Origin of the sequence: Pseudomonas sp. IT-P294 (assembly GCF_949767865.1) — a bacterium.
In the GTDB taxonomy this organism is placed as follows: Bacteria; Pseudomonadota; Gammaproteobacteria; order Pseudomonadales; family Pseudomonadaceae; genus Aquipseudomonas.
On the sequence record NZ_CATKQW010000010.1, the window covers coordinates 1 to 19,833 of the forward strand.

Below are 19,833 nucleotides of genomic sequence, written 5' to 3' on the forward strand. Positions count from 1 at the left end.
AGGGCATGCCGAGCCTTGGCGAGGCACCGAACGTCAGGGGCAAAGCGCTTTGGTTACTTTCGCGCTTTTCGAAAGTGACCCGCCGTCAGGGCGGAACCATAAGCCGCCATGACCGCAAAAACGGATATGTACCCAAAGCCAACCCCAACCCCAACCCCAAAACTTTCTAAAGTAAACAGCATTAGCCGCTGGGTGCTATCCAGTAGAAAAACGAATCTCAGACACCCGCCGAAAACCGGTCACGGCTGTTGGTCAGGTGCAGCCACATGGCGGCGCGCGCCGCGTCCGGGTCCTGACGCTTGATGGCGTTTAGAATCGCCTCATGTTCAAGATTCGCGAGCTGCCCCAGCTTGCTCAAATCCGCCGCACCACGCTCGGCCGCATTGACCCGGGTACGCGGAATCATCGCACTGCCCAAGTGCTGCATGATTTCAGTGAAGCACACGTTACCCGTGGCTTCGGCAATCAACAGGTGAAAACGCTTGTCAGCTTCAACACAGCTGTCGTTGTTAGCGAGCAGACTCTGATAGTCATCAAGCGCTTCGCGCATTTGCGCCAGTTGCTGATCGGTGCGACGCATCGCCGCCAGCGCCGCGGCCTGGGTTTCCAGGCCCATGCGCAACTCCAGAATGCTACGCACCCCGAGGGCCGTATCGACATTAAGGCGCAACCCCTGCTCCGGTGCGCGTTCCAGCACAAAGGTGCCAATACCGTGACGGGTTTCCACCAGGCCCGAGGCCTGCAACTTCGAGATTGCCTCACGCACCACGGTACGACTGACCCCGTGCTCCTGAACAATCGTGTTCTCCGACGGCAGCTTGTCCCCCGGCAGCATCTGGCCGAGCAAGATGCTCTGGGTCAGTTTGGCCACCAGGTCGTGAGCCAGATTGTGGGTGCGCTTGCGGGCAGGCGCGTCGAGGTCTTCTTGCATGGTGATCGTCCGATGGCAGGGCTATCGGAATCGTAGCACTGAGCCCCACTGGAATCTCAAGAAAAGCTCGCTCAACTTGTATGACAACACTCAAGAAAGGCCACATTTCAAAGTCAACAACAGGCCAACCCAAAGGAAAAAAATATAGATAACTGCGCCTATAGCGCCATTTTGTTGGATCTAAGCGCTTGCGCACCGAAAAAATCTAGTTGTATGATGTCTGTCAACACGCAACACCTCAGCTTCACCCCGCATAAAAATAATCAGTGGGAGAAAAACCAAGTGACTACATCCATATCCGGGATGCACGACGGCGCCGATTCGGTCCTGAAATCCGCCATCTCGAAAGTGAAACGCCATGTCCTGCCGCTCTTCGTCATCATGTTCATCGTCAATTACATTGACCGCGTGAACATCGGCTTCGTCCGCGCCCACATGGAGCAAGACCTGGGCATAGGCGCTGCCGCCTACGGCCTCGGTGCCGGTCTGTTCTTCATCGGTTACGCGCTGTTCGAAGTCCCCTCCAACATGCTTCTGCAAAAAGTCGGCGCACGCATCTGGCTGACCCGGATCATGCTGACCTGGGGCCTGGTAGCCGCCTGCATGGCCTTCATCCAGAACGAAACCCACTTCTACATCCTGCGATTCCTGCTCGGCGTGGCTGAAGCCGGGTTCTTTCCGGGGGTGATTTATTACTTCACCCGCTGGTTGCCAGGCGTTGAGCGCGGCAAGGCGATTGCCATCTTTCTCAGCGGTTCGGCCATCGCTTCGCTGATCTCCGGCCCGCTGTCCGGGTTGCTCCTGCAAGTCAGTGGATTTGGCCTGCACGGCTGGCAGTGGATGTATTTCATCGAGGGGATGTTTTCGGTCGGGCTGTGCGTGTTCGTCTGGTTCTGGCTCGACTCCAAACCCCATGACGCCAAATGGATGACCCGCGCCGAACAAGACGCTCTGGTCAAGGCCATCGATGACGAACAACTGGCCCGCGAAGCCGCGACGCCGATCAAACCGTCGTTGGGCACGCTGCTCAAGGATCGCCAGATCATCCTGTTCTGCCTGATCTACTTCTTTATCCAGCTGACCATTTATGCCGCGACCTTCTGGCTGCCGAGCATCATCAAGAAAATGGGTGACCTGAGCGACGTTCAGGTCGGGCTGTTCAACTCGATTCCGTGGTTATTGTCGATCGTCGGCATGTACGCCTTTGCCTCGCTGTCGGCCAAATGGAAGCACCAGCAAGCCTGGGTCGCTACCGCATTGCTGATCGCCGCCGCCGGGATGTTCATGTCCACCACGGGCGGGCCGATCTTCGCGTTTGTCGCCATCTGCTTTGCTGCGCTGGGTTTCAAATCGGCGTCCTCACTGTTCTGGCCAATACCCCAGGCCTACCTGGATGCACGGATCGCTGCCGGTGTAATCGCGTTGATCAACTCGGTGGGCAACCTCGGCGGTTTCGTCGCCCCCACCACTTTCGGCCTGCTTGAAGAACACACCGGCTCGATTCAGGGCGGGCTGTACGGCTTGGCTGCGACGTCGATCATCGCGGCAATCATCGTCTTCGCCGCACGCAATAAACCGAAAACGGCGCCCGCCGTTGCGCTGGGCAAACCAACGCCCAACCACGCCTGAATCGCGATTTACAAGGACATGACAATGAACGCACAAGACACCGCAAAAGCCCCGATCATCACCAGCATGCAAGTGGTGCCGGTGGCCGGTCATGACGGCATGCTGCTCAACCTGAGCGGCGCCCACGGACCGTTTTTCACCCGCAACATCGTGATCCTCAAGGACAACGCCGGCCACACCGGCGTCGGCGAAGTGCCGGGGGGCGAGCGTATTCGCCAAACGCTGGAAGACTCACGCTCCCTGGTGGTTGGCAGCCCGATCGGCACGTACCAGAAGATCCTCAATCAGGTCCGCCAGACCTTCGCCGATCGCGACGCCGGCGGTCGTGGCCTGCAAACCTTCGACCTGCGCATCACCATTCACGCGGTCACCGGCCTTGAGGCCGCCCTGCTCGACTTGCTCGGCCAGCACCTCGACGTGCCGGTCGCCGCCCTGCTCGGCGAAGGCCAGCAGCGCGATGAAGTGAAGATGCTCGGGTATCTGTTTTATGTGGGGGATCGCAACCAGACCGACCTGGCTTATCGCAGCGAACCGGACGCCGACAACGACTGGTTCCAAGTGCGTCACGAAAAAGCCATGACCGCTGACGCCGTGGTGCGCCTGGCCGAAGCCGCGCACGCTCGCTACGGCTTCAAGGACTTCAAACTCAAGGGCGGGGTACTCAGCGGCGATGAAGAGATCGAAGCCGTCACCGCGCTGGCTGAAAGCTTTCCCGAGGCGCGCATCACGCTCGATCCGAATGGCGCCTGGTCACTCAAGGAAGCCATTCGCCTGTGCCGCGACCAGCACCGCGTACTCGCTTATGCCGAGGACCCGTGCGGCGCGGAAAATGGCTATTCGGGGCGCGAAGTCATGGCTGAGTTCCGCCGCGCCACTGGCCTTAAAACCGCGACCAACATGATCGCCACCGACTGGCGGGAAATGGGCCACGCGATCCAGTTGCAATCGGTGGACATCCCGTTGGCCGACCCGCACTTCTGGACGATGCAGGGCTCGGTGCGCGTGGCGCAGATGTGCCACGAATGGGGCCTGACCTGGGGCTCGCACTCCAACAACCACTTCGACATTTCCCTGGCAATGTTCACCCACGTCGCGGCGGCCGCGCCAGGTGAAATCACCGCCATCGACACACACTGGATCTGGCAGGACGGCCAGCGCCTGACCAAGGCGCCGCTGCAAATCGTCGGAGGTTGCGTGCAGGTGCCGAAAAAACCGGGGCTGGGGGTTGAACTGGACCTGGACCAATTGGCCAAGGCCCATGAGTTGTACAAAGGCATGGGCCTGGGCGCGCGCGATGACAGCGTGGCCATGCAGTTTCTGATTCCAGGATGGAAGTTCGATAACAAGCGGCCGTGCCTGGTGCGCTAGACCCTCGCAGCACCGAAAACCCCCTGTGGGAGTGAGCCTGCTCGCGATGAGGCCATAACATTCAACATCATCGTTGACTGTTACACCGCCATCGCGAGCAGGCTCACTCCTACAGGGGCAATGGTATTCGTCAGTTCGTCCTGGCCGCTTGCTGCAGCCATTCCTTGAACGCCGTCATCGCCCCTGTTTCCGCCCGCGACTGCAAGCGGGTCAGCCAGTAGCTGCCGGTGGTGATGCCAATAGCGAACGGTTGCTCGATCGCCCCTGTCGCCAATTGCCGGGCAAACATCAGCGGCGGCGCCAAGGCCACACCTGCACCCTGTAGCGCGGCCTCCATCATGGCCAGCGAGGAGTCGAAGACGATGCTCCTGGGTGGTGGCGTATGCGGCGGCAACCCGGCAGCCAGAAACCACTCGGGCCACTCGTCCGTGCGATAGGAACGCAACAGCGTCTGCTTGAGTACGTCGACCGGCTCTCGCAACTGCTCGGCGATTTGCGCAACGCAAAGCACCGACAATGGCGCTTCCATCAGCTTTGACGCCTCGATCCCGTGCCACGCTCCGGCGCCAAATCGAATCGCGTAATCCAGCCCTTCAGCCGCCACGTCCACCCGGTTGTTGTGGGTCGACAGGCGCAAATCGATGAACGGATGTTTCGCCTGAAAATCCGCCAGTCGCGGCAATAGCCACCCCACCGCGAACGTCCCAACGGCGCCTACGGTGACCACTTCCCGAAAATGCCCGCCCTCGAAACACCCAAGGGTGTCGGCAATTCTGTCGAAAGACTCGCGCAGCACCGGCAGCAAAGTCTCCCCCTCACTGGTCAGCATCAAGCCACGGGGCAAGCGCTTGAACAGTGTCACGTTAAGCTGGGTCTCAAGGCTTTTGACTTGATGGCTCACTGCCGCGGGCGTGACGTAAAGCTCCACCGCCGCCCGGGTAAAACTCAAATGGCGCGCGGAAGCCTCGAAGGCGCGTAATGCATTCAGCGGCAGATGAGGTCGAATCATGCCTACTCCCAAATTTTTCTAATGGCTAACCCGAAATATCATCGTTTGTCGATTGCGGGTCGACTGCCTAGATTTACCCCGCCCGTTAACGGTACGGTGTTGCAAAACCGTTTGCAGTGCAGCGGTTAACGTCATGACAACTCATGGAGAGTGGTTCACATCATGCTCAAAATCAATCGACCAAGACTCGCGTCCTGCAGCGTTCTCACGCTATTGCTGGGGGCCGGCCACTGTATCGCCGCGACTCAGTCCGACGCTCAGATCGACGCCTTGGTGAAAGCGGCTATCGGGCCGGTCATGCAGCAACAGAACATTCCCGGGGTCGCCATCGCAATCACCCAGAACGGAAAGCAACATTACTTTAACTACGGAGTGGCCTCCAAAGAGGATGGCAAACCCGTCAGCAAAGACACGTTGTTCGAGATTGGTTCGGTCAGCAAAACCTTTACCGCCACCCTTGCGGCCTATGCCCAGGTCAGCGGAAAACTGTCCTTGTCTGATCGTGCTAGCCAGGTTTGGCCCGAGTTGAAGGGCAGTGCATTCGACCACATCAGCGTGCTGCAACTCGGCACCTACACCGCTGGCGGGCTGCCGCTGCAATTCCCCGATGAGGCCGATCATCCAGAGAAAATGCTCGGCTACTACCAACAGTGGAAACCTGTTTATGACGCGGGCAGCCACCGCCTGTATTCGAACCCCAGCCTGGGTTTGTTCGGCTACCTGGCCGCTAAAAGCATGGGGCAATCGTTCGATGCATTGATGGAAAACACCCTGCTGCCAAAACTCGGGTTGAAGCACACCTACCTCAAGGTGCCGCAGGATCAGATGAGCCTCTACGCCCAGGGTTACAACAAGGATAACCAGCCGGTTCGAGTTGGACCGGGTGCGCTGGACTCCGAAGCCTACGGGGTGAAAACCAGCGCTGCGGATCTGCTGCGTTATGTTGAGGCGAACATGAAGCCGGCCGAGCTCGAAGAGCCATTGCCGCAAGCCATCGCACTCACTCACTCCGGTTACTACACGGTTCACGCCATGACCCAGGGGTTGGGTTGGGAGCTCTACAACTATCCAGTCACCCTCGATACATTGCTGGCCGGCAACTCGACAGAGATGGCGATGCAGGCATATAAGGTCCAGTGGCTGAATCCGCCGAAGCCAGCGCAAGACGCCACATGGATCAACAAGACCGGGTCGACCGGTGGTTTCGGCGCCTATATTGCCTTCGTGCCGGCAAAGGATATCGGCATCGTGATCCTGGCCAACAAGAACTATCCGAACCCGGACCGAATCAAGATTGCTCATACGATATTGAGTGAACTGGACAGATAAGCCTGACACCCCTACAGAATTGAGCGGCAGCAACAAAAATGGGCGACCCCTTGAGGTCGCCCATTTTCGTTAACAGGTCGCCATTGACGGAAATGGACGATTGTGTCCATTATGGACAAATACATCCATTCCACCCACAGACAACACATTCCTTTGTGAATCAGGAGATCCGTCATGAAAAAAATAATGTGCCTGGGCTTTGCATTGGCATTGTGTGTCTCGGGTGCCATGGCGGAGAACAAGCCTCTGCGCATTGGCATTGAAGCCGCTTATCCGCCGTTCGCCTTCAAGACGTCTGACGGCAGCATCGGCGGGTTCGACTATGACATCGGCAACGCCCTGTGCGCGCAAATGCAGACAAAATGTGTTTGGGTCGAACAAGAGTTCGACGGCCTCATCCCTTCGTTGAAAGTGCGCAAGATCGATGCGGTGATTTCCTCGATGCTGATTACCGAGGAGCGCAAGCGTTCGGTCACGTTCACCGACAAATACTATTCGAGCCCGGCAAGATTGGTCATGAAAGCCGGCGCGCAAGTCGATGATGATTTCAAACAACTCAAAGGCAAGCGTATCGGCGTGCAGCGCGGAACCTCCCAGGATCGTTATGCCACCGACAAGCTACAACCGCTGGGCGCCGAGATCGTCCGTTATGGCTCCCAGTCGGAGATCTACCTCGACATGCAGTCCGACCGGCTCGACGGCACCATTGCCAACGCCGCGCCACTGCAAGAGGGTTTCCTGAAGATGCCGCAGGGCCAGGGCTTCGCCTTCGTCGGACCGGAGTTGCGTAACAAGGAGTACTTTGGCGAAGGCACCGGCATTGCGGTGAGCAAGGGCAACACCGAGCTGGCCGAGCGGTTCAACACCGCGATCAAGGCCCTTCGCGCGGACGGCACTTACCAGCAAGTTGAGAAGAAGTACTTCGACTACAACATCTATGGCGATTGAAGCCCGGTACGCTGGAGCCCCCTGAATGACAGTCATCGATACCCTGATCCGCAACGCCACGCTCATCGATGGTCGCGGCACGCCGCCCTTTATCACCGATGTCGCGGTGGTTGATGGCAGGATCCATGCAATGGGTCATCTGCCTGACCTTGAGGCCCGCAACGTAATCGACGCACGCGGGAAAATCCTTAGTCCGGGGTTCATCGACGTCCATACCCATGATGATCTGGCACTGATCAAACAGCCGGCCATGCTGCCGAAAATCTGTCAGGGCGTGACCACGGTGATTGTCGGAAACTGCGGCATCAGTGCCGCCGGTGTGCGCCTTCGCGGCGACCCTCCGGACCCGATGAATCTGCTCGGCGAGGCGGCGGACTTCAAATACCCCAGCTTCGCAGCCTATGCCCAGGCCATCGAAGCGGTTCGACCTGCGGTGAACGTCGCGGCGCTGGTGGGACATACCGCGTTGCGTGCCAACCATATGGAACGGTTCGACCGTCCGGCGACGCTCCCCGAGTGCGACGCCATGCGCGACGATCTCAACGCTGCGCTGGAACAAGGAGCCTTGGGCCTGAGCACCGGGCTCGCCTACCGCAATGCCCTGCAAGCACCCAAGGCGGAAGTCGATTACCTTGCGGCCACCTTGCACGGTGTCGGCGGAATCTACGTGAGCCATATTCGCTCCGAAGATGACGAAATCATCGAGGCCATCGACGAAGCCATCGACATTGGCCACGACGCCCGCGTGCCCGTGATCATTTCGCATCTCAAGTGCGCCGGGGCAGGCAACTGGGGACGCAGCGAGGCGATTATCGGCCGGATTGAAAATGCCCGACAGCAGCATCCGGTGGGCTGTGATTGCTATCCCTACGCCGCCAGCTCGACCACCATCGACCCGCGCATCGTGGACGAAAGCTTCAGGATCCAGATCACCTGGTCCACGCCGCATCCAGAAATGGCCGGCAAAGACCTCAAGGACATCGCCTCGCTCTGGGGCCTTTCACACGTCGACGCGGCTCGACGGCTGGAACCGGGCGGAGCGATTTATCACGAGATGAACGAAGCCGATGTGTCGCGCATCCTTGCCTATCCACACACTATGATCGGCTCGGATGGCTTGCCCAACGACCCGCGCCCACATCCCCGGCTGTGGGGCACGTTCCCTCGGGTACTTGGCCATTACAGTCGCGATCAGGGGTTGTTTCCACTGGAGGAAGCCGTGCGCAAGATGACCGGGCTGCCGGCGGAACGATTCGGGCTGCGTGATCGCGGGCAGCTCAGTGTGGGGGCCTGGGCCGACCTTGTCTTGTTCGACGCCGACGATATCCGTGACTGTGCCACCTTCGAACAACCGACATTGCCCCCCCTAGGGATCGAGGCCGTATGGGTCAACGGTGTGTTGTCCTACAGCCAGGGCAAAAGCACCGAGGCACGGAACGGACAATTTATTCGTCGTTGAACCAACCACAGGGCTCAGCAACAGTGAAAAAAGGGCGACCTATTGAGGTCGCCCTTTGTCGTTATTGCGTCAGCTCAATGCCGAGTCGGCGAATGATCGTCAGGCGTAGCGTTTCCCGGATCTAGATTGTCCCGCGCCTGATTCACCAACAACTGCGCTATCCCCGCCAACTGCTGAATCGCCCCCAACATTACCCGGTTCGAGCCGTCCAGCTTGTGGGCGAAATTCGCAATCACGGCATTCAGCGAAGCGAGCGTTTCACTGGCCTGATGCAAGAGCGTGAGCGTATCGACGCCAGGGGCAATCGTGAGAATTTGGTTGATCGGGACGGAACGCCTTGGCTTGCGCACACGAATGTTGGTGTCGCGCCCGCTCGTTTCGCCAAGCCGGACGAGCTTGAGGTAACTGACGTCGGTGGGGCGTTGCGCATCATTTTTGCCGAACTTCTTCATAGACGAGGCTCCTTTCTGGCCATTGGTGTTTTCGTCCCTGGATCCCTCAGTGTTGCGGACTCCCACGTCCGACCGCGATGTGTGCGGTGGCTGACGAAGGCTAACGGCGCGTTCTGACAGAATCCAGTTCACGCATTCCGACAGGACTTGCAGGAAATTTCCGAGACCAATGAAACCAATACGTCTATGCGCGCAACATTCGGTTTTTTTGTAGCCGCTGTCGTGGAAAAAATGGGCGATCGCTTTAGATCACCCATCGTTATTATTGCAGTTGCAATCGTCGTCCGATCACATCCATCAAATCACAACCGTCACGCAGCGGAATCGCCAACACTCGCGCGAAGTCCTGCAACAGCAATGCATCACGACCGATGCCCTCTCCTGCCGAAAGGGTTTCCAGCAGTTGAGTCACGCTGCGAATGCGATACGCCGCGGTGTCATGCAAAACATCTACCGGGGCGTCTGTGTCGATCAGCAACGACGCAATGGAGCAATCAATGCCCGTAATCGGCATGTATCTGGCCATAACTGAATCCCCCCTCAATGCTGAACCGGCGGCTGAATGACGGGCTCACCTTCAGGCGGATCAACATTGTCCAGCGCCTGATTCACCAGCAATTCGGCGATGACCGCCAACTGCTGAATCGACAGCGCCACGTTTCGGTTCGAGCCTTCCAGCTTGCAGGCCAGATCGGTAATCAGGACGTTGAGGGAAGCCAGGGTTTCGCAGGCGTGGCTCAGCAGGGTTGGTGTATCGACGCCGGAGTTCACCGTAAAGATGTGGCTGACAGGATCGACGCGCCTAGGGTTACGTAAACGGGCGCTGACCTTACGTTCTGTAGCTTCGGACAGTTGGATGGGGTCGAGTGGATCACAATCCGCTGGGGATTCGGGGGGATTGGGACTTAATTTTTTCATGTGCGAAGACCCTCGGTAATTATGAAAAACTGCCGATCTCACTTCCACATGAGGGTGGCAGCTGTACGCAGGTGTGGAAGTCCGGGATACCAAGAGAAACCCAGTGCACTCAAGAGTGCTCCTGCGCATAGCCGCCATAAGCAACAATGTTGGCATAAAAAACGCCAACATGTGTTTGCAGGTGCACACGCGCTCTCGGTAATCACCGGACTTCCACATCCGACCGCTGATTTTGCAGCGGCCGACGAAGGTTATCGGCAGGGTCAGCTACGCACCAGTTCATGAAGTACGACACGTCTTGCAGGAAATCTCCGAAGCCTGCGAAGGCCGATACATAGCGTCCTAGGACGCCGGCGATTTGGTAGCTCCGCCCTTTTTCGCCCCCCCTGCGCGCATCTGCCCTTGAACGCCGTTTTTCCGCGACGGGACTATGCTGAATCAGGGCTTGAGGGCTGACATCTGAAAGTGCTGTTGGTCGATGGTCACACGGTAGCGCGCTTGGCGATCGGGATGATTCCGGGCCGTGAAGGCCATGAGATTGTCGGCGAATGCGACAACGGTAAGGATGCGCTCAACAAGGCGTCCGGGTTCAAGCCGGACGCCATTGTGTTCAATCATCGGGCATTTCAGGCGGCTTGGTGGGTTTGCCCGGTTTACCCGGTTTTGTACCCTTGGCGCCCTTGGCAGCCGGCTCGGCTGCAACGGGGGTCGCGACCGCTGGCGCGGCGGCTTCTTTCTCGGCCGCTGGCAAGGCGTCGATGGTGTCGAAAATCTTCTTCAAATCGACCGATTTTGAGTCTTCCCCAGAGCTCTCGAACTTCTTCTCGCCGTCCTTGCCCACCAGGATGACTTTGGGCAACGCCCCCGCACCGAGCTTCAGCGAGCGGATCAGGGCCATGGTGTCCTGTTGACCGAGATCCTTGCCATCGAGCTGGCCGAACATGTTCAACACCGTGTACACCCTGATGTTGCGCTGGGCGACACCGTCCTTGTTGGCCGGATCGTTCAGCGACTTTTTCAGCCCCACCCACACCGGGTCGACGGTGCTGGGAGCAATGACAATCAATGCCCGGGACCTGCCCTTATCAATATCCAGAGGTGAGCCATCATCGGCGGCGAGCAAGGGGCCGGCTAAAGCCAGCAGTGTAGTCAGGACCAAAGACCTGATGAGCATGCGCATCTCCTTTTGATATCCACGCTCTAATGATCGCGCATCGCGGTGATCGTTCCGGGTGACGCACCGCAAATGTGTTTCGCCTTGACCCAAGCTTAGGTCAGGCCGGTCATTGCGCAACAGGCTGGGCTAATCTCATGGTTCAAGAAGACCCGCCTGAACCGCCGTGAGGACCACGCCATTAGCGCTCAGTTGAATCACACCATCGTCTGGTGTCGTGACAAACAGACCTCCGCAAACTATTTGACGGAAATGCTTGGGCTGCCCCGCGCGCAACCGTTCGGGCCGATGCTGATCGTCAAGCTCGACAATGGCGTGTCACTGGATTTCTACAACAACGACCCGCCGATCGCGTCCCAACACTACGCTTTTTTAATCGGCGACGAGGATTTCGATGCGGCGTTCGCACGCCTGCAAGCACGCCAGCAAACCTGGTGGGCGGATCCCGGCAAACAGCGACCAAACGAAATCAATGACTACGGCGGTGGGAGACGGGTGTATTTCGATGACCCGGACGGGCATCTGCTGGAGATTTTCACCCGCGAGTGATGCGGCTGAAGGCCCCCCGAAAGACTCGAAGAGGGCAGGATGACTTCCAGCACCTGGCTTATAAAGAAATCGGTAGGCGTGCCGATAATCCAAAATAACTTCAGGTGCCTGTACGTTGTTTTGGGCGATGAGCAAGGAACACAAAATGATGTCTTCTCGTCAGTACGCCCTCAAGGCATCGGACGTGACGCTTTGCGCTCTGGTATGCCTGGCGGGAGTGGCCGTCACGGCATTGGTATTGATTCTTTTCGTTGGGTCAGAGCAGCGCACCGTTAGCGTTGCGTTCCAACTGGAGGTCGACGAACGATTCAGTCGCCTTCAACGACGTTTTAATACTCAGGTCTTGAAACTGGACGTTGTAAGGCGTTTTTTTATCAACGCCGACGATGTCACTGAAAAGGAATTTCTGGGATTCGTCACGCCACTGGTTGAAGAGAACGAAGCCTATAGCTGGGTGCCGAGGATTCTCGAAAAGGATTTACAAACGTTTCGCGCCAAGGCGCTCCTCAACGGCACCAGTGACTTTTCATATCATGAAATCAATCCCGTGACCGGCGAAATAGTCCCCCTCGCGAGTCGGCCTGAACACTGGATATTGCTCTACCTAATGAAGCGCGATGACGTGAAGATCGTACCTGGCATGGATGTTCTGGCTCGCCCGGGTCGCCAAGCCTTGATGAGCAAGGCAAGAGAAACACATCAAATAGTCGTGTCGGAACCGTTGAAAATGACCAATGGGCAGGCGGGGGTTTTCTTTGTCGCCCCCGTATTCCACGAGTCCTCCAAGGCGCCATTGAATGATGATGGTTTGCAGGGGTTCGTAATCTCCACCGTGCGTCTGGCTGCTTTGATGGAGCAAGGCATTCCATTACCAAGCCTGCAACGATTGAACGTGACGCTTTCATTGACCGACAAGCAGCATCAGGGGACAAATATGTATCAGAGCCTGGAGCCAGCGACCCCTTCAAGGCTCTATGCGCAGCGGCTGCTGAAAGTAGCTGACCAAAATTACTTGCTGCAGTTTCGGCCAAGCTCAACATTTCTGGTCGCCAACAGCCACCCACTGTATATCAGCATGATTGTCGTGTTCGGAGCAGGGTTGACGCTGCTGATGACCTTGTTGGTTTACTTGCTGATCACGCAACGTGCACGCGCACTCTCGCTTGTTGATGAGCGCACCCAAGATTTGCGTTTACTGAACATTACCGACCACCTGACCGGGGTTTATAACCGCCGATACTTCGAAGAATTGATGGAGCGCCTGCTCACCGAGGCTAACGTGCGATACCAGCCTGTGTCGTTGATCATGTTCGACATCGATCACTTCAAGTACATCAACGACCGCTGGGGGCATCAGTGTGGTGATAACGTTCTGAAGTCGTTGTGCACACGAATACGCTCGGCAACACGCAAAACCGACCTGCTGTGCCGAACGGGCGGAGAAGAGTTTGCATTGATCTGCCCGGATAGCGAGCTGGACAATACAAGACTGCTGGCAGAGAAGCTTAGAGTTCTGATAAGCACCCTCCCATTTGATGAGACAGGACAGGTGACCTGTAGCTTCGGCGTTGCGACGTGGATTCCATCGGAATCATTTGACGCCTTCGTTCGGCGTGCGGACAGCGCTATGTACAGCGCTAAATCAAGTGGTCGTGATCAAGTCCAGCTTGCCGATTCGTAACAGGCTGGATGTCGGGTTGTGTTCTTGGGAAAGACTACTGCTCAAGTAAAACCTTGCCGCTCGCGTAGAAATTCCTCCAACTCCTTGATCGGCAGTGGCCGGCTGAAAAGATAGCCTTGCACCTGATCGCAACCGTTCGCGCGCAGGAATGCCAGTTGCTCAGGGGTCTCCACCCCTTCTGCGATCACTTGCAGATTGAGACTGTGCGCCAACTCAATGATCGTCCTGGCAATAGCGGCGTCTTGGGGGTTGCTGGTCACTTCACGGATGAAGGCGATATCGATCTTCAGTTTGTCGATCGGGAATCGTCGCAGGTACGCAAGGCTTGAATAGCCGGTGCCAAAATCGTCGATCGAGACCTTCACCCCCAGATTTTGCAGGGTCTGCAAACTGGCAATGGTGTGCGAGGTGTTTTCCATCAACGAACTTTCTGTCAGCTCGATTTCAAGCCAGTGCGGATCGATCCGATGGTCGATCAGCGCCTGCCGGATGCTGTCGATCAGATCACCTTCGATGATCTGCTGGCCGGAGACGTTGACCGCTACCTGGAGAGGCCCCTTCCCTGCGCTTCGCCATTCGGCGATTTGCTTGCACACACAGGTAATCACCCAATTGCCGACCTCGCTAATCAGCCCGAGGTTTTCCAGCATCGGCACGAACACCGCCGGAGAGACATTGGATTGCCCCGGACGTGGCCAGCGCAACAAGGCCTCCAGTCCGCACACCTGGCCGTCGACCAAGCCAATCTTGGGTTGGTAAAACAGCTCAAACGCCTGCTGTTGCACGGCCTCACGCAAGGCGATTTCCATCTCTTGCCGCGCCGATGCATCCACATTCATTTGTGCCGTGTAGAAACGAAAAGTGTCCCGACCGACCTTCTTCGCCTGGTGCATGGCGGTGTTCGCGTGTTTGATCAACCCGTGTGCGTCGTCCCCATCATTTGGGTACAGCGCTATGCCGATACTGGCGGTCATCGCCGTCGACTGCCCGTCGAGCAGAAAAGGCTCGCGCAGCGTCTCGCGTATGCGCTCGACAGTTTGCAGGGGATCTGCCTGGCCCTCGCGAATCATCAGGATCAACGCAAATTCGTCACCGTCCATGCGCCCCACTGTGTCGCTGACATTAAGGCAGTTGGTCAGTCGCTGCCCCAGCTCTGCCAGCATTTGATCACCCAACAGGTGGCCCCAGGTTTCGTTCACGCTACTGAAATCGTCCAGGTCGACGGTCACCACCGCCAGCTGCCAATGACTGAGCGACGCCTGGGTAAGGCCCATTTGCAACGTGGTGAAAAACAGGTTGCGATTGGGCAGCCCGGTCAACGTATCGTAATGGGCCATTTTCAGCATGCGCTGATCGTTTTCCTTACGCGCAGTGATGTCACGCGCAATGCCGACGATGATCCAGTCATCCCCGGTTTTGTAAGCCTGGCGGTGAACTTCTACCGGAAGGAAACTGCCGTCCTTGCAGCGGATACGCGTTTCCGTGGCTTCGCTGGGGCCTCTGCCGGCGATGATCTGATCATATAAAGCCTCCAGCTGTTCGATGGAGTCTTCGCCGAGATCGGCCGGTGTCTTGCACAAGAGCTCTTGCGGGGTGTAGCCAAACACTTGGCAGGCATGTCGGTTGAACTCGATCAGACGCATGGTGCTGCGATTGATCAGGAAGATAGCGTCACCCGACACGTCCATGGCCGAACGAAAACGTTCAAGGTCGATGGTGCGCTGTTGCAGTTGCTCTTCCAGCATCAGGCTGTGGTTTTTCAGGTAATCGCCAAAGGTCTTGAGCCTTAAGAGGTTGCGCACCCGCAGCCACAACTCGGCACTTTCCACGGGTTTACTGAGGAAATCTTCGGCGCCTGCTTCCAGACCGGAAATACGCGCACTGTGCTCACCGAGAGCGGACAGCATGATGATCGGGATGTTTGACGTGGCCTTGTTCGTCTTGAGCTGGCGGGCAACTTCGAAACCGTCCATGCCCGGCATCATGATATCGAGCAGGATCAAGTCCGGCGGTTGTTGTGCGACCGCCAGAAGAGCTTCTTCGCCCGAGTGGGCTGTTAACGTCTGATACCCCTGATGCTGTAATAGCACCTGCAACAATTTGCAGACATGGGGTTCATCGTCAACGATCAATAAAGTAGCGCAAGTGTCCGACATGTAGAGAGCTCAAGTAGAGGGCTGTTGAGGCAGATTGTTTTGCAGCAACGTGTCGATGACCCGGTAGAGCTCTTTGTAGCGCAGAGGTTTGATGATGTAAGCGTTACACCCCGCCAGACGGGTTTTTTCTTCATCTTCTTTCATGGCCATGGCGGTGAGCGCAATTACCGGAATCGCCGCTGTCAGCGCATCGCTCTTGAGCAATGAGGTGGCCTTGAGGCCATCAATTCCCGGTAACTGGATGTCCATGAGAATCAGCGCCGGCTGAAGCTCACGTGCCAGCTTCAGAGCGGTTTCTGCATCCGTCGCGCATATGACGCTGTGGCCGGCACTGGTGAGCAGCAGCCGGGCCAGGCGCATGTTGGCGGCGTTGTCTTCGACGATCAGGATTTCAGCCACGGCGCCTCCACATTGATTGAACGACGGATAGGCAACCACGCCACAAATCGGGCGCCTGCTCCTTCAAGACTGGCAACCGCGACACTGCCGCCATGGAGCTCGGTCAATTGCTTGACCATCGCCAACCCCAGGCCTGTGCCCTCGAATTTACGTGCCAGACTGCTGTCGATCTGGCTGAATGCCTTGAACAACTTGTCCATATTGCTCTGGGCGATACCAATGCCGGTATCGCTGACACTCAACTCCAGAAACTGCTCGAAACCGCTGTCCGGAATCGGGAAACCCTGCACGGGCCAATCCCCTTCGAGCGTCCCGACATGTGCACGCGTCACCTGGCGCACCGCCAATGTCACCACGCCTCCTGGCGCGCTGAATTTTACGGCATTGGCCAGCAGGTTGTAGATGATCTGTTTGGTCTTGCGCAAATCAAGTTCAAAGCTGCCGAATTCGGTATCGGCGTCGAGTTTCAACTGGATGCGTTGCAGTGCGGCTTTCTCACGCACGATCAGCAGGCTGTTGCTCAGCAAACCTTGCAGTTCAACGGGCTCCAGCTCCAGCTTCATCATCCCGGCTTCGACCTTGGACAGGTCAAGGATGTCATTGATCAGCGACAGCAAGTGTTGGCCGCTGTTGAAAATGTCGCCTATGTATTCGCGCTGTGTCTCGGTCATGTCTCCGACCATGCCGTCCCTGAGTGCTTCGGAAAAGCCGATGACGGCGTTCAAAGGCGTGCGCAGTTCATGGGACATGGTGGCGAGGAACTCGGACTTCATGTGGCTGGCATGTTCGAGCTCGATATTCTTTTCTTCCAGCGTACGCTCGAAACGCTTGCGCTCAGTCACATCACGGGCAGCCGCGAACACACCTTGCAACTTGCGGTCACGGTCGTGAAAGGTCGCCGCGTTATAGGACACAACGGTTTCGGTGCCGTTGTAAGCGCGCACAGTGAGTTCGTAATCGCTGACTTTGTTTTCACTGAGCACGCGTTTGATTGCCGCATCGGCGCGCGCCGGATCGGTGAAAAAGTTTTTGCAGGGTGCGCCAATCAATTCGTCCCGGGTACGGCCGGTGAGCGCCATCATTTGTTTGTTGACGTCGGAAATGATGCCCTGCGGATCCGTCATCATCAGGGCATCGATATTCGACTCGATCAACGAGCGCGTATAAAACTGCTGATCGCGCAAACGCTGATCCAGCAGGGCCTGGGCCGCTTCCTCCTGTTTGCGCGCGGTGTTATCGGTGCCGATCAGCAAGTAACCGATAATGGTTTCCGTGCTGTCGCGCAACGAGGTGACCGACACCATCGCCGAGAGGCGACTGCCGTCCTTGCGAATGTAGGTCAATTCATAAATATCTTCGATGCCGCGGGAGGCCTTGAATACCAGTGCTTCGAAGCCTGGCGTGATCGGTGTCTTCAGTTCAAGGCTCAGGGCGGCTGCGCGGGTAATCAATTCGGCGGGGTCGGAGATATCGGCCGGCGTGATCCGGTTGACCACGTCTTCAGACTGATAACCGAGCATGCGCTCGGCGCCGACATTGAAGATTTGGATAACGCCTTTTTCGTCGGTGGCGATACTGGAAAAGTAGGCACTGTTAAAGATTGCGTCTTGAAGGGCGCCGGTCTTGAGCAAGGTTTTCTGCCGGCGAAACTCGACAATCTTCTCAGCGCGAGACAGAGGCTCGGGGGGCGGATGGTCTACTGGCGGCGTGTCCAATGATTCGTTTCCCGTTAACTCGCGAACCTGACCGTGATGACGGTGCCGTAAAGCGTGCTTACGGGAATCGCCCGAATGAGCGACCAGAGGTTTTTACACGATAGCAGAGGCTCTGCAGTGAGGGTAAGCCGGGAAGCTTTCGTTAGACTTTCAGACCATCAAGATTTGATGATGGGGTGCACACTAGAACGCCAGTTTGTAGCCGATCAGCAACAGCATCGTGGCCAGGCAAGGGCGCAGTACTTCATCGGAGATTCGACCCGTGAGGTGACTACCGATATAAATCCCCGGCAGCGAACCGAGCAACAAGAAACCCAGCACGTGCCAATCCATGTTGCCCATGCTGGCATGGCCCAGACCGGCGACCAGGGTCAGGGGCACGGCGTGAGCGATCTCCGTTCCGACGAGACGGCGGGTCGGCAGCAGCGGGTAAAGGATAAATAGCGCAACGGTGCCCAAGGCGCCGGCGCCGATGGAGGTCAGCGCGACCATGGTGCCCAGGACCAGGCCGGTAACGACCGTCAGTGCATTGAGGCGCTTACCGCTGGGGTTGTAGTGGCCGCCTGCACGTTTGTGGGCGAAGTCGAGCAGGCGTTTCTTGAAGAGAATCGCCAACGCCGTGGCAAACAACACAAAGCCCAGCGCCTGCTTGATGACCGCGTTCATCGCCTCGGGCGATGTCTGCAATTGGCTGAGGAACCACAGGGTCAGCGCCACCGCAGGCACACTGCCGAGCGTCAGCCAGCCGGTAATTGCCCAGTCGATGTTGTTGTTCTTGCGATGAACCAGCACGCCGCTGGATTTGGTAATGGCCGCGTACAGCAGGTCAGTGCCCACCGCCGTCGCCGGATTGATCCCGAACCACAGCAGGATCGGGGTCATCAACGAACCGCCGCCCACGCCGGTCATGCCGACGATGAAGCCCACGACCAATCCTGCAATTACCAACCCGAAGTTAACGAAATCCATTAACACGCCCACAAAAAACGCATGAGAAATCTGGCCCGCAGCATAGCGATTTTTCTTATAACCAGTTATATCGATGCGAACTATCCTTATTCCACAACACACCATGTGTCATGTGTACTCAATTCCCTGTGGGAGCGGGCTTGCTCGCGAAAGCGGACTGTCAGCCAACATTTTTGTTGAGTGTTCGACCGCATTCGCGAGCAAGCCCGCTCCCACAAGGGAATCTGTTGTGTCAGTTAGTGCGGTGGGATTGATCTACTGCACCGGCAAGAAATTCAAGAACAGCAAACTCTGGGCGTAATTCAGGCCGATCCGTCGGTAGCGCTCGTCCAGCATCTGCGTCAGCAGGTCCAGCCGCGCGACGATCTTGCCGAATTCCACGGCAAAACTGAGGTTGCTGCCCTCTTCCGAAATTTCATTGGAAAACAGCAAGGGCTCGCCGTTTTTGTTTTGTCGATGGCTCAAGATCCAGGTGGCTTTCTCGATATTGCGTGCGGCGTTGTTGACGAACATCGAGTTGATCGCATCGGTCATGTAAAACTCGACACGGTTGCCATGAGCGGTGACCAGCATGCTGCCGATGGCATAGATGAAAGCGCCGACCCGATCGCCGAGAAATTCCGGGCTCATGGCATAACTCAGCGCCGCCAGGTCTTTCTTGCCGCCCAGGGTTGGCAGTGGCTGCTGTTGTTCAATGGCCAGGCGCACTTGCTTGCCAGCCGTTCTGGCATCGAGAAAGCCGGACTTTTTCAACTCATCAGGGTTGCGCAAATACAACTTGCTCATCAGCAAGTAGAGGCTGTCGAGGTTGTCGCGCATCGTCAGGGTCGCCATGCGATCGACACTGGTCTGAAGAAACTCTTGGGGGGTGCCTTCGCGGAACTGAGTGACGATGTCCCTGCCCTGCTGCTGGCTGCAACCCGTGGCAAAGAGCATCGACAGGCCCGCCAGCAGCAGGCAATGACGACGGCTCAGTGAGGCAGAAAGGGCAAAAACCTGGGCCATGGACAGTTGGACTTGGGCATTGGCCGATGGTGGGAATCACCGCAGGCTGGCCATGGATAGAGCCGTCAATGCGCAAAAAGTGCAGTGCCGATGGTCCATAAACGTTGGTTGCCGAGAGAAGCCCCGCCTAATTAGTCATACT

The 19,833-nt window shown here is 57.3% G+C and carries 19 protein-coding genes; 7 read left to right on the top strand and 12 right to left on the bottom strand.

What is annotated here, in order from left to right:
* Positions 1–217: 217 nt before the first annotated feature.
* Positions 218–931: a FadR/GntR family transcriptional regulator gene (locus ACM6I0_RS07095; RefSeq protein ID WP_285435977.1), complete on the bottom strand. Its 714-nt coding sequence runs from the start codon at positions 929–931 to the stop codon at positions 218–220.
* Between the two features lie 282 nt (positions 932–1,213).
* On the opposite strand from ACM6I0_RS07095, the gene ACM6I0_RS07100 reads away from it, so the two are divergent.
* Both ACM6I0_RS07100 and gudD read left to right on the top strand, forming a co-directional pair.
* Positions 1,214–2,560 (top strand): MFS transporter, encoded by a 1,347-nt coding sequence (locus ACM6I0_RS07100; RefSeq protein ID WP_414921844.1) that lies wholly within the window; start codon positions 1,214–1,216, stop codon positions 2,558–2,560.
* 24 nt (positions 2,561–2,584) lie between these two features.
* On the top strand, positions 2,585–3,928 hold the full coding sequence (gene gudD, locus ACM6I0_RS07105) for a glucarate dehydratase (protein ID WP_414921845.1): 1,344 nt from the start codon (positions 2,585–2,587) through the stop codon (positions 3,926–3,928).
* A gap of 130 nt (positions 3,929–4,058) precedes the next feature.
* On the opposite strand, the gene ACM6I0_RS07110 is transcribed toward gudD, so the two are convergent.
* Positions 4,059–4,937: a LysR family transcriptional regulator gene (locus tag ACM6I0_RS07110; RefSeq protein ID WP_414921846.1), complete on the bottom strand. Its 879-nt coding sequence runs from the start codon at positions 4,935–4,937 to the stop codon at positions 4,059–4,061.
* Positions 4,938–5,099: 162 nt separating this feature from the next.
* On the opposite strand from ACM6I0_RS07110, the gene ampC reads away from it, so the two are divergent.
* From ampC to ACM6I0_RS07125, 3 genes are all read left to right on the top strand, one after another.
* Positions 5,100–6,266, top strand: a complete 1,167-nt coding sequence (gene ampC, locus ACM6I0_RS07115) for a class C beta-lactamase (RefSeq protein ID WP_414921847.1) — start codon at positions 5,100–5,102, stop codon at positions 6,264–6,266.
* A gap of 174 nt (positions 6,267–6,440) precedes the next feature.
* A complete protein-coding gene (locus ACM6I0_RS07120) occupies positions 6,441–7,214 on the top strand; it encodes an ABC transporter substrate-binding protein (protein WP_414921848.1) in 774 nt (257 codons plus the stop codon).
* A gap of 25 nt (positions 7,215–7,239) precedes the next feature.
* Positions 7,240–8,673 carry an N-acyl-D-amino-acid deacylase family protein gene (locus ACM6I0_RS07125; RefSeq protein ID WP_414921849.1) on the top strand — a complete coding sequence of 478 codons (1,434 nt, stop codon included), beginning with the start codon at positions 7,240–7,242 and terminating at the stop codon, positions 8,671–8,673.
* Positions 8,674–8,747: 74 nt separating this feature from the next.
* On the opposite strand, the gene ACM6I0_RS07130 is transcribed toward ACM6I0_RS07125, so the two are convergent.
* The 5 genes from ACM6I0_RS07130 to ACM6I0_RS07150 form a co-directional block, all read right to left on the bottom strand.
* Positions 8,748–9,125, bottom strand: coding sequence for a DUF6124 family protein (locus tag ACM6I0_RS07130; RefSeq protein ID WP_414921850.1), 378 nt, complete (start codon positions 9,123–9,125; stop codon positions 8,748–8,750).
* Positions 9,126–9,387: 262 nt separating this feature from the next.
* On the bottom strand, positions 9,388–9,651 hold the full coding sequence (locus ACM6I0_RS07135) for a hypothetical protein (RefSeq protein ID WP_414921851.1): 264 nt from the start codon (positions 9,649–9,651) through the stop codon (positions 9,388–9,390).
* 14 nt (positions 9,652–9,665) lie between these two features.
* Positions 9,666–10,043, bottom strand: a complete 378-nt coding sequence (locus ACM6I0_RS07140) for a DUF6124 family protein (protein WP_414921852.1) — start codon at positions 10,041–10,043, stop codon at positions 9,666–9,668.
* A 438-nt stretch (positions 10,044–10,481) separates the two neighbouring features.
* The gene (locus ACM6I0_RS07145; RefSeq protein WP_414921853.1) at positions 10,482–10,661 is read right to left on the bottom strand and encodes a hypothetical protein; all 180 of its coding nucleotides are present in this window, start codon (positions 10,659–10,661) and stop codon (positions 10,482–10,484) included.
* On the bottom strand, positions 10,654–11,217 hold the full coding sequence (locus ACM6I0_RS07150) for a DUF4174 domain-containing protein (RefSeq protein ID WP_285435983.1): 564 nt from the start codon (positions 11,215–11,217) through the stop codon (positions 10,654–10,656). Before ACM6I0_RS07150 ends, ACM6I0_RS07145 begins: the two co-directional genes overlap by 8 nt.
* Positions 11,218–11,397: 180 nt before the next feature.
* On the opposite strand from ACM6I0_RS07150, the gene ACM6I0_RS07155 reads away from it, so the two are divergent.
* Complete coding sequence (locus ACM6I0_RS07155) at positions 11,398–11,766, top strand: VOC family protein (protein WP_222587722.1); 369 nt, start codon at positions 11,398–11,400, stop codon at positions 11,764–11,766.
* 145 nt (positions 11,767–11,911) lie between these two features.
* Positions 11,912–13,447, top strand: coding sequence for a diguanylate cyclase (locus ACM6I0_RS07160; RefSeq protein ID WP_414921854.1), 1,536 nt, complete (start codon positions 11,912–11,914; stop codon positions 13,445–13,447).
* Positions 13,448–13,488: 41 nt separating this feature from the next.
* On the opposite strand, the gene ACM6I0_RS07165 is transcribed toward ACM6I0_RS07160, so the two are convergent.
* From ACM6I0_RS07165 to ACM6I0_RS07185, 5 genes are all read right to left on the bottom strand, one after another.
* Positions 13,489–15,603 carry a putative bifunctional diguanylate cyclase/phosphodiesterase gene (locus tag ACM6I0_RS07165; protein ID WP_414921855.1) on the bottom strand — a complete coding sequence of 705 codons (2,115 nt, stop codon included), beginning with the start codon at positions 15,601–15,603 and terminating at the stop codon, positions 13,489–13,491.
* A 9-nt stretch (positions 15,604–15,612) separates the two neighbouring features.
* Entirely contained in the window at positions 15,613–16,002 is a 390-nt protein-coding gene (locus ACM6I0_RS07170; protein WP_414921856.1) for a response regulator, read from the bottom strand.
* Entirely contained in the window at positions 15,987–17,717 is a 1,731-nt protein-coding gene (locus ACM6I0_RS07175) for a PAS domain-containing sensor histidine kinase (RefSeq protein ID WP_414921857.1), read from the bottom strand. The genes ACM6I0_RS07170 and ACM6I0_RS07175 overlap by 16 nt, the downstream gene beginning before the upstream one ends.
* A 183-nt stretch (positions 17,718–17,900) precedes the next feature.
* Positions 17,901–18,686, bottom strand: coding sequence for a sulfite exporter TauE/SafE family protein (locus ACM6I0_RS07180; protein ID WP_414921858.1), 786 nt, complete (start codon positions 18,684–18,686; stop codon positions 17,901–17,903).
* Between the two features lie 255 nt (positions 18,687–18,941).
* Positions 18,942–19,691 (bottom strand): hypothetical protein, encoded by a 750-nt coding sequence (locus ACM6I0_RS07185; protein WP_414921859.1) that lies wholly within the window; start codon positions 19,689–19,691, stop codon positions 18,942–18,944.
* Between the last annotated feature and the right edge of the window lie 142 nt (positions 19,692–19,833).

Coding starts and splice junctions, on each gene's coding strand:
- ACM6I0_RS07095 (WP_285435977.1), bottom strand. CDS start 931: ATGCAAGAAGACCTCGACGCGCCTGCCCGCAAGCGCACCCACAATCTG.
- gudD (WP_414921845.1), top strand. CDS start 2,585: ATGAACGCACAAGACACCGCAAAAGCCCCGATCATCACCAGCATGCAA.
- ACM6I0_RS07110 (WP_414921846.1), bottom strand. CDS start 4,937: ATGATTCGACCTCATCTGCCGCTGAATGCATTACGCGCCTTCGAGGCT.
- ampC (WP_414921847.1), top strand. CDS start 5,100: ATGCTCAAAATCAATCGACCAAGACTCGCGTCCTGCAGCGTTCTCACG.
- ACM6I0_RS07120 (WP_414921848.1), top strand. CDS start 6,441: ATGAAAAAAATAATGTGCCTGGGCTTTGCATTGGCATTGTGTGTCTCG.
- ACM6I0_RS07125 (WP_414921849.1), top strand. CDS start 7,240: ATGACAGTCATCGATACCCTGATCCGCAACGCCACGCTCATCGATGGT.
- ACM6I0_RS07130 (WP_414921850.1), bottom strand. CDS start 9,125: ATGAAGAAGTTCGGCAAAAATGATGCGCAACGCCCCACCGACGTCAGT.
- ACM6I0_RS07135 (WP_414921851.1), bottom strand. CDS start 9,651: ATGGCCAGATACATGCCGATTACGGGCATTGATTGCTCCATTGCGTCG.
- ACM6I0_RS07140 (WP_414921852.1), bottom strand. CDS start 10,043: ATGAAAAAATTAAGTCCCAATCCCCCCGAATCCCCAGCGGATTGTGAT.
- ACM6I0_RS07145 (WP_414921853.1), bottom strand. CDS start 10,661: ATGATTGAACACAATGGCGTCCGGCTTGAACCCGGACGCCTTGTTGAG.
- ACM6I0_RS07150 (WP_285435983.1), bottom strand. CDS start 11,217: ATGCTCATCAGGTCTTTGGTCCTGACTACACTGCTGGCTTTAGCCGGC.
- ACM6I0_RS07160 (WP_414921854.1), top strand. CDS start 11,912: ATGATGTCTTCTCGTCAGTACGCCCTCAAGGCATCGGACGTGACGCTT.
- ACM6I0_RS07165 (WP_414921855.1), bottom strand. CDS start 15,603: ATGTCGGACACTTGCGCTACTTTATTGATCGTTGACGATGAACCCCAT.
- ACM6I0_RS07180 (WP_414921858.1), bottom strand. CDS start 18,686: ATGGATTTCGTTAACTTCGGGTTGGTAATTGCAGGATTGGTCGTGGGC.
- ACM6I0_RS07185 (WP_414921859.1), bottom strand. CDS start 19,691: ATGGCCCAGGTTTTTGCCCTTTCTGCCTCACTGAGCCGTCGTCATTGC.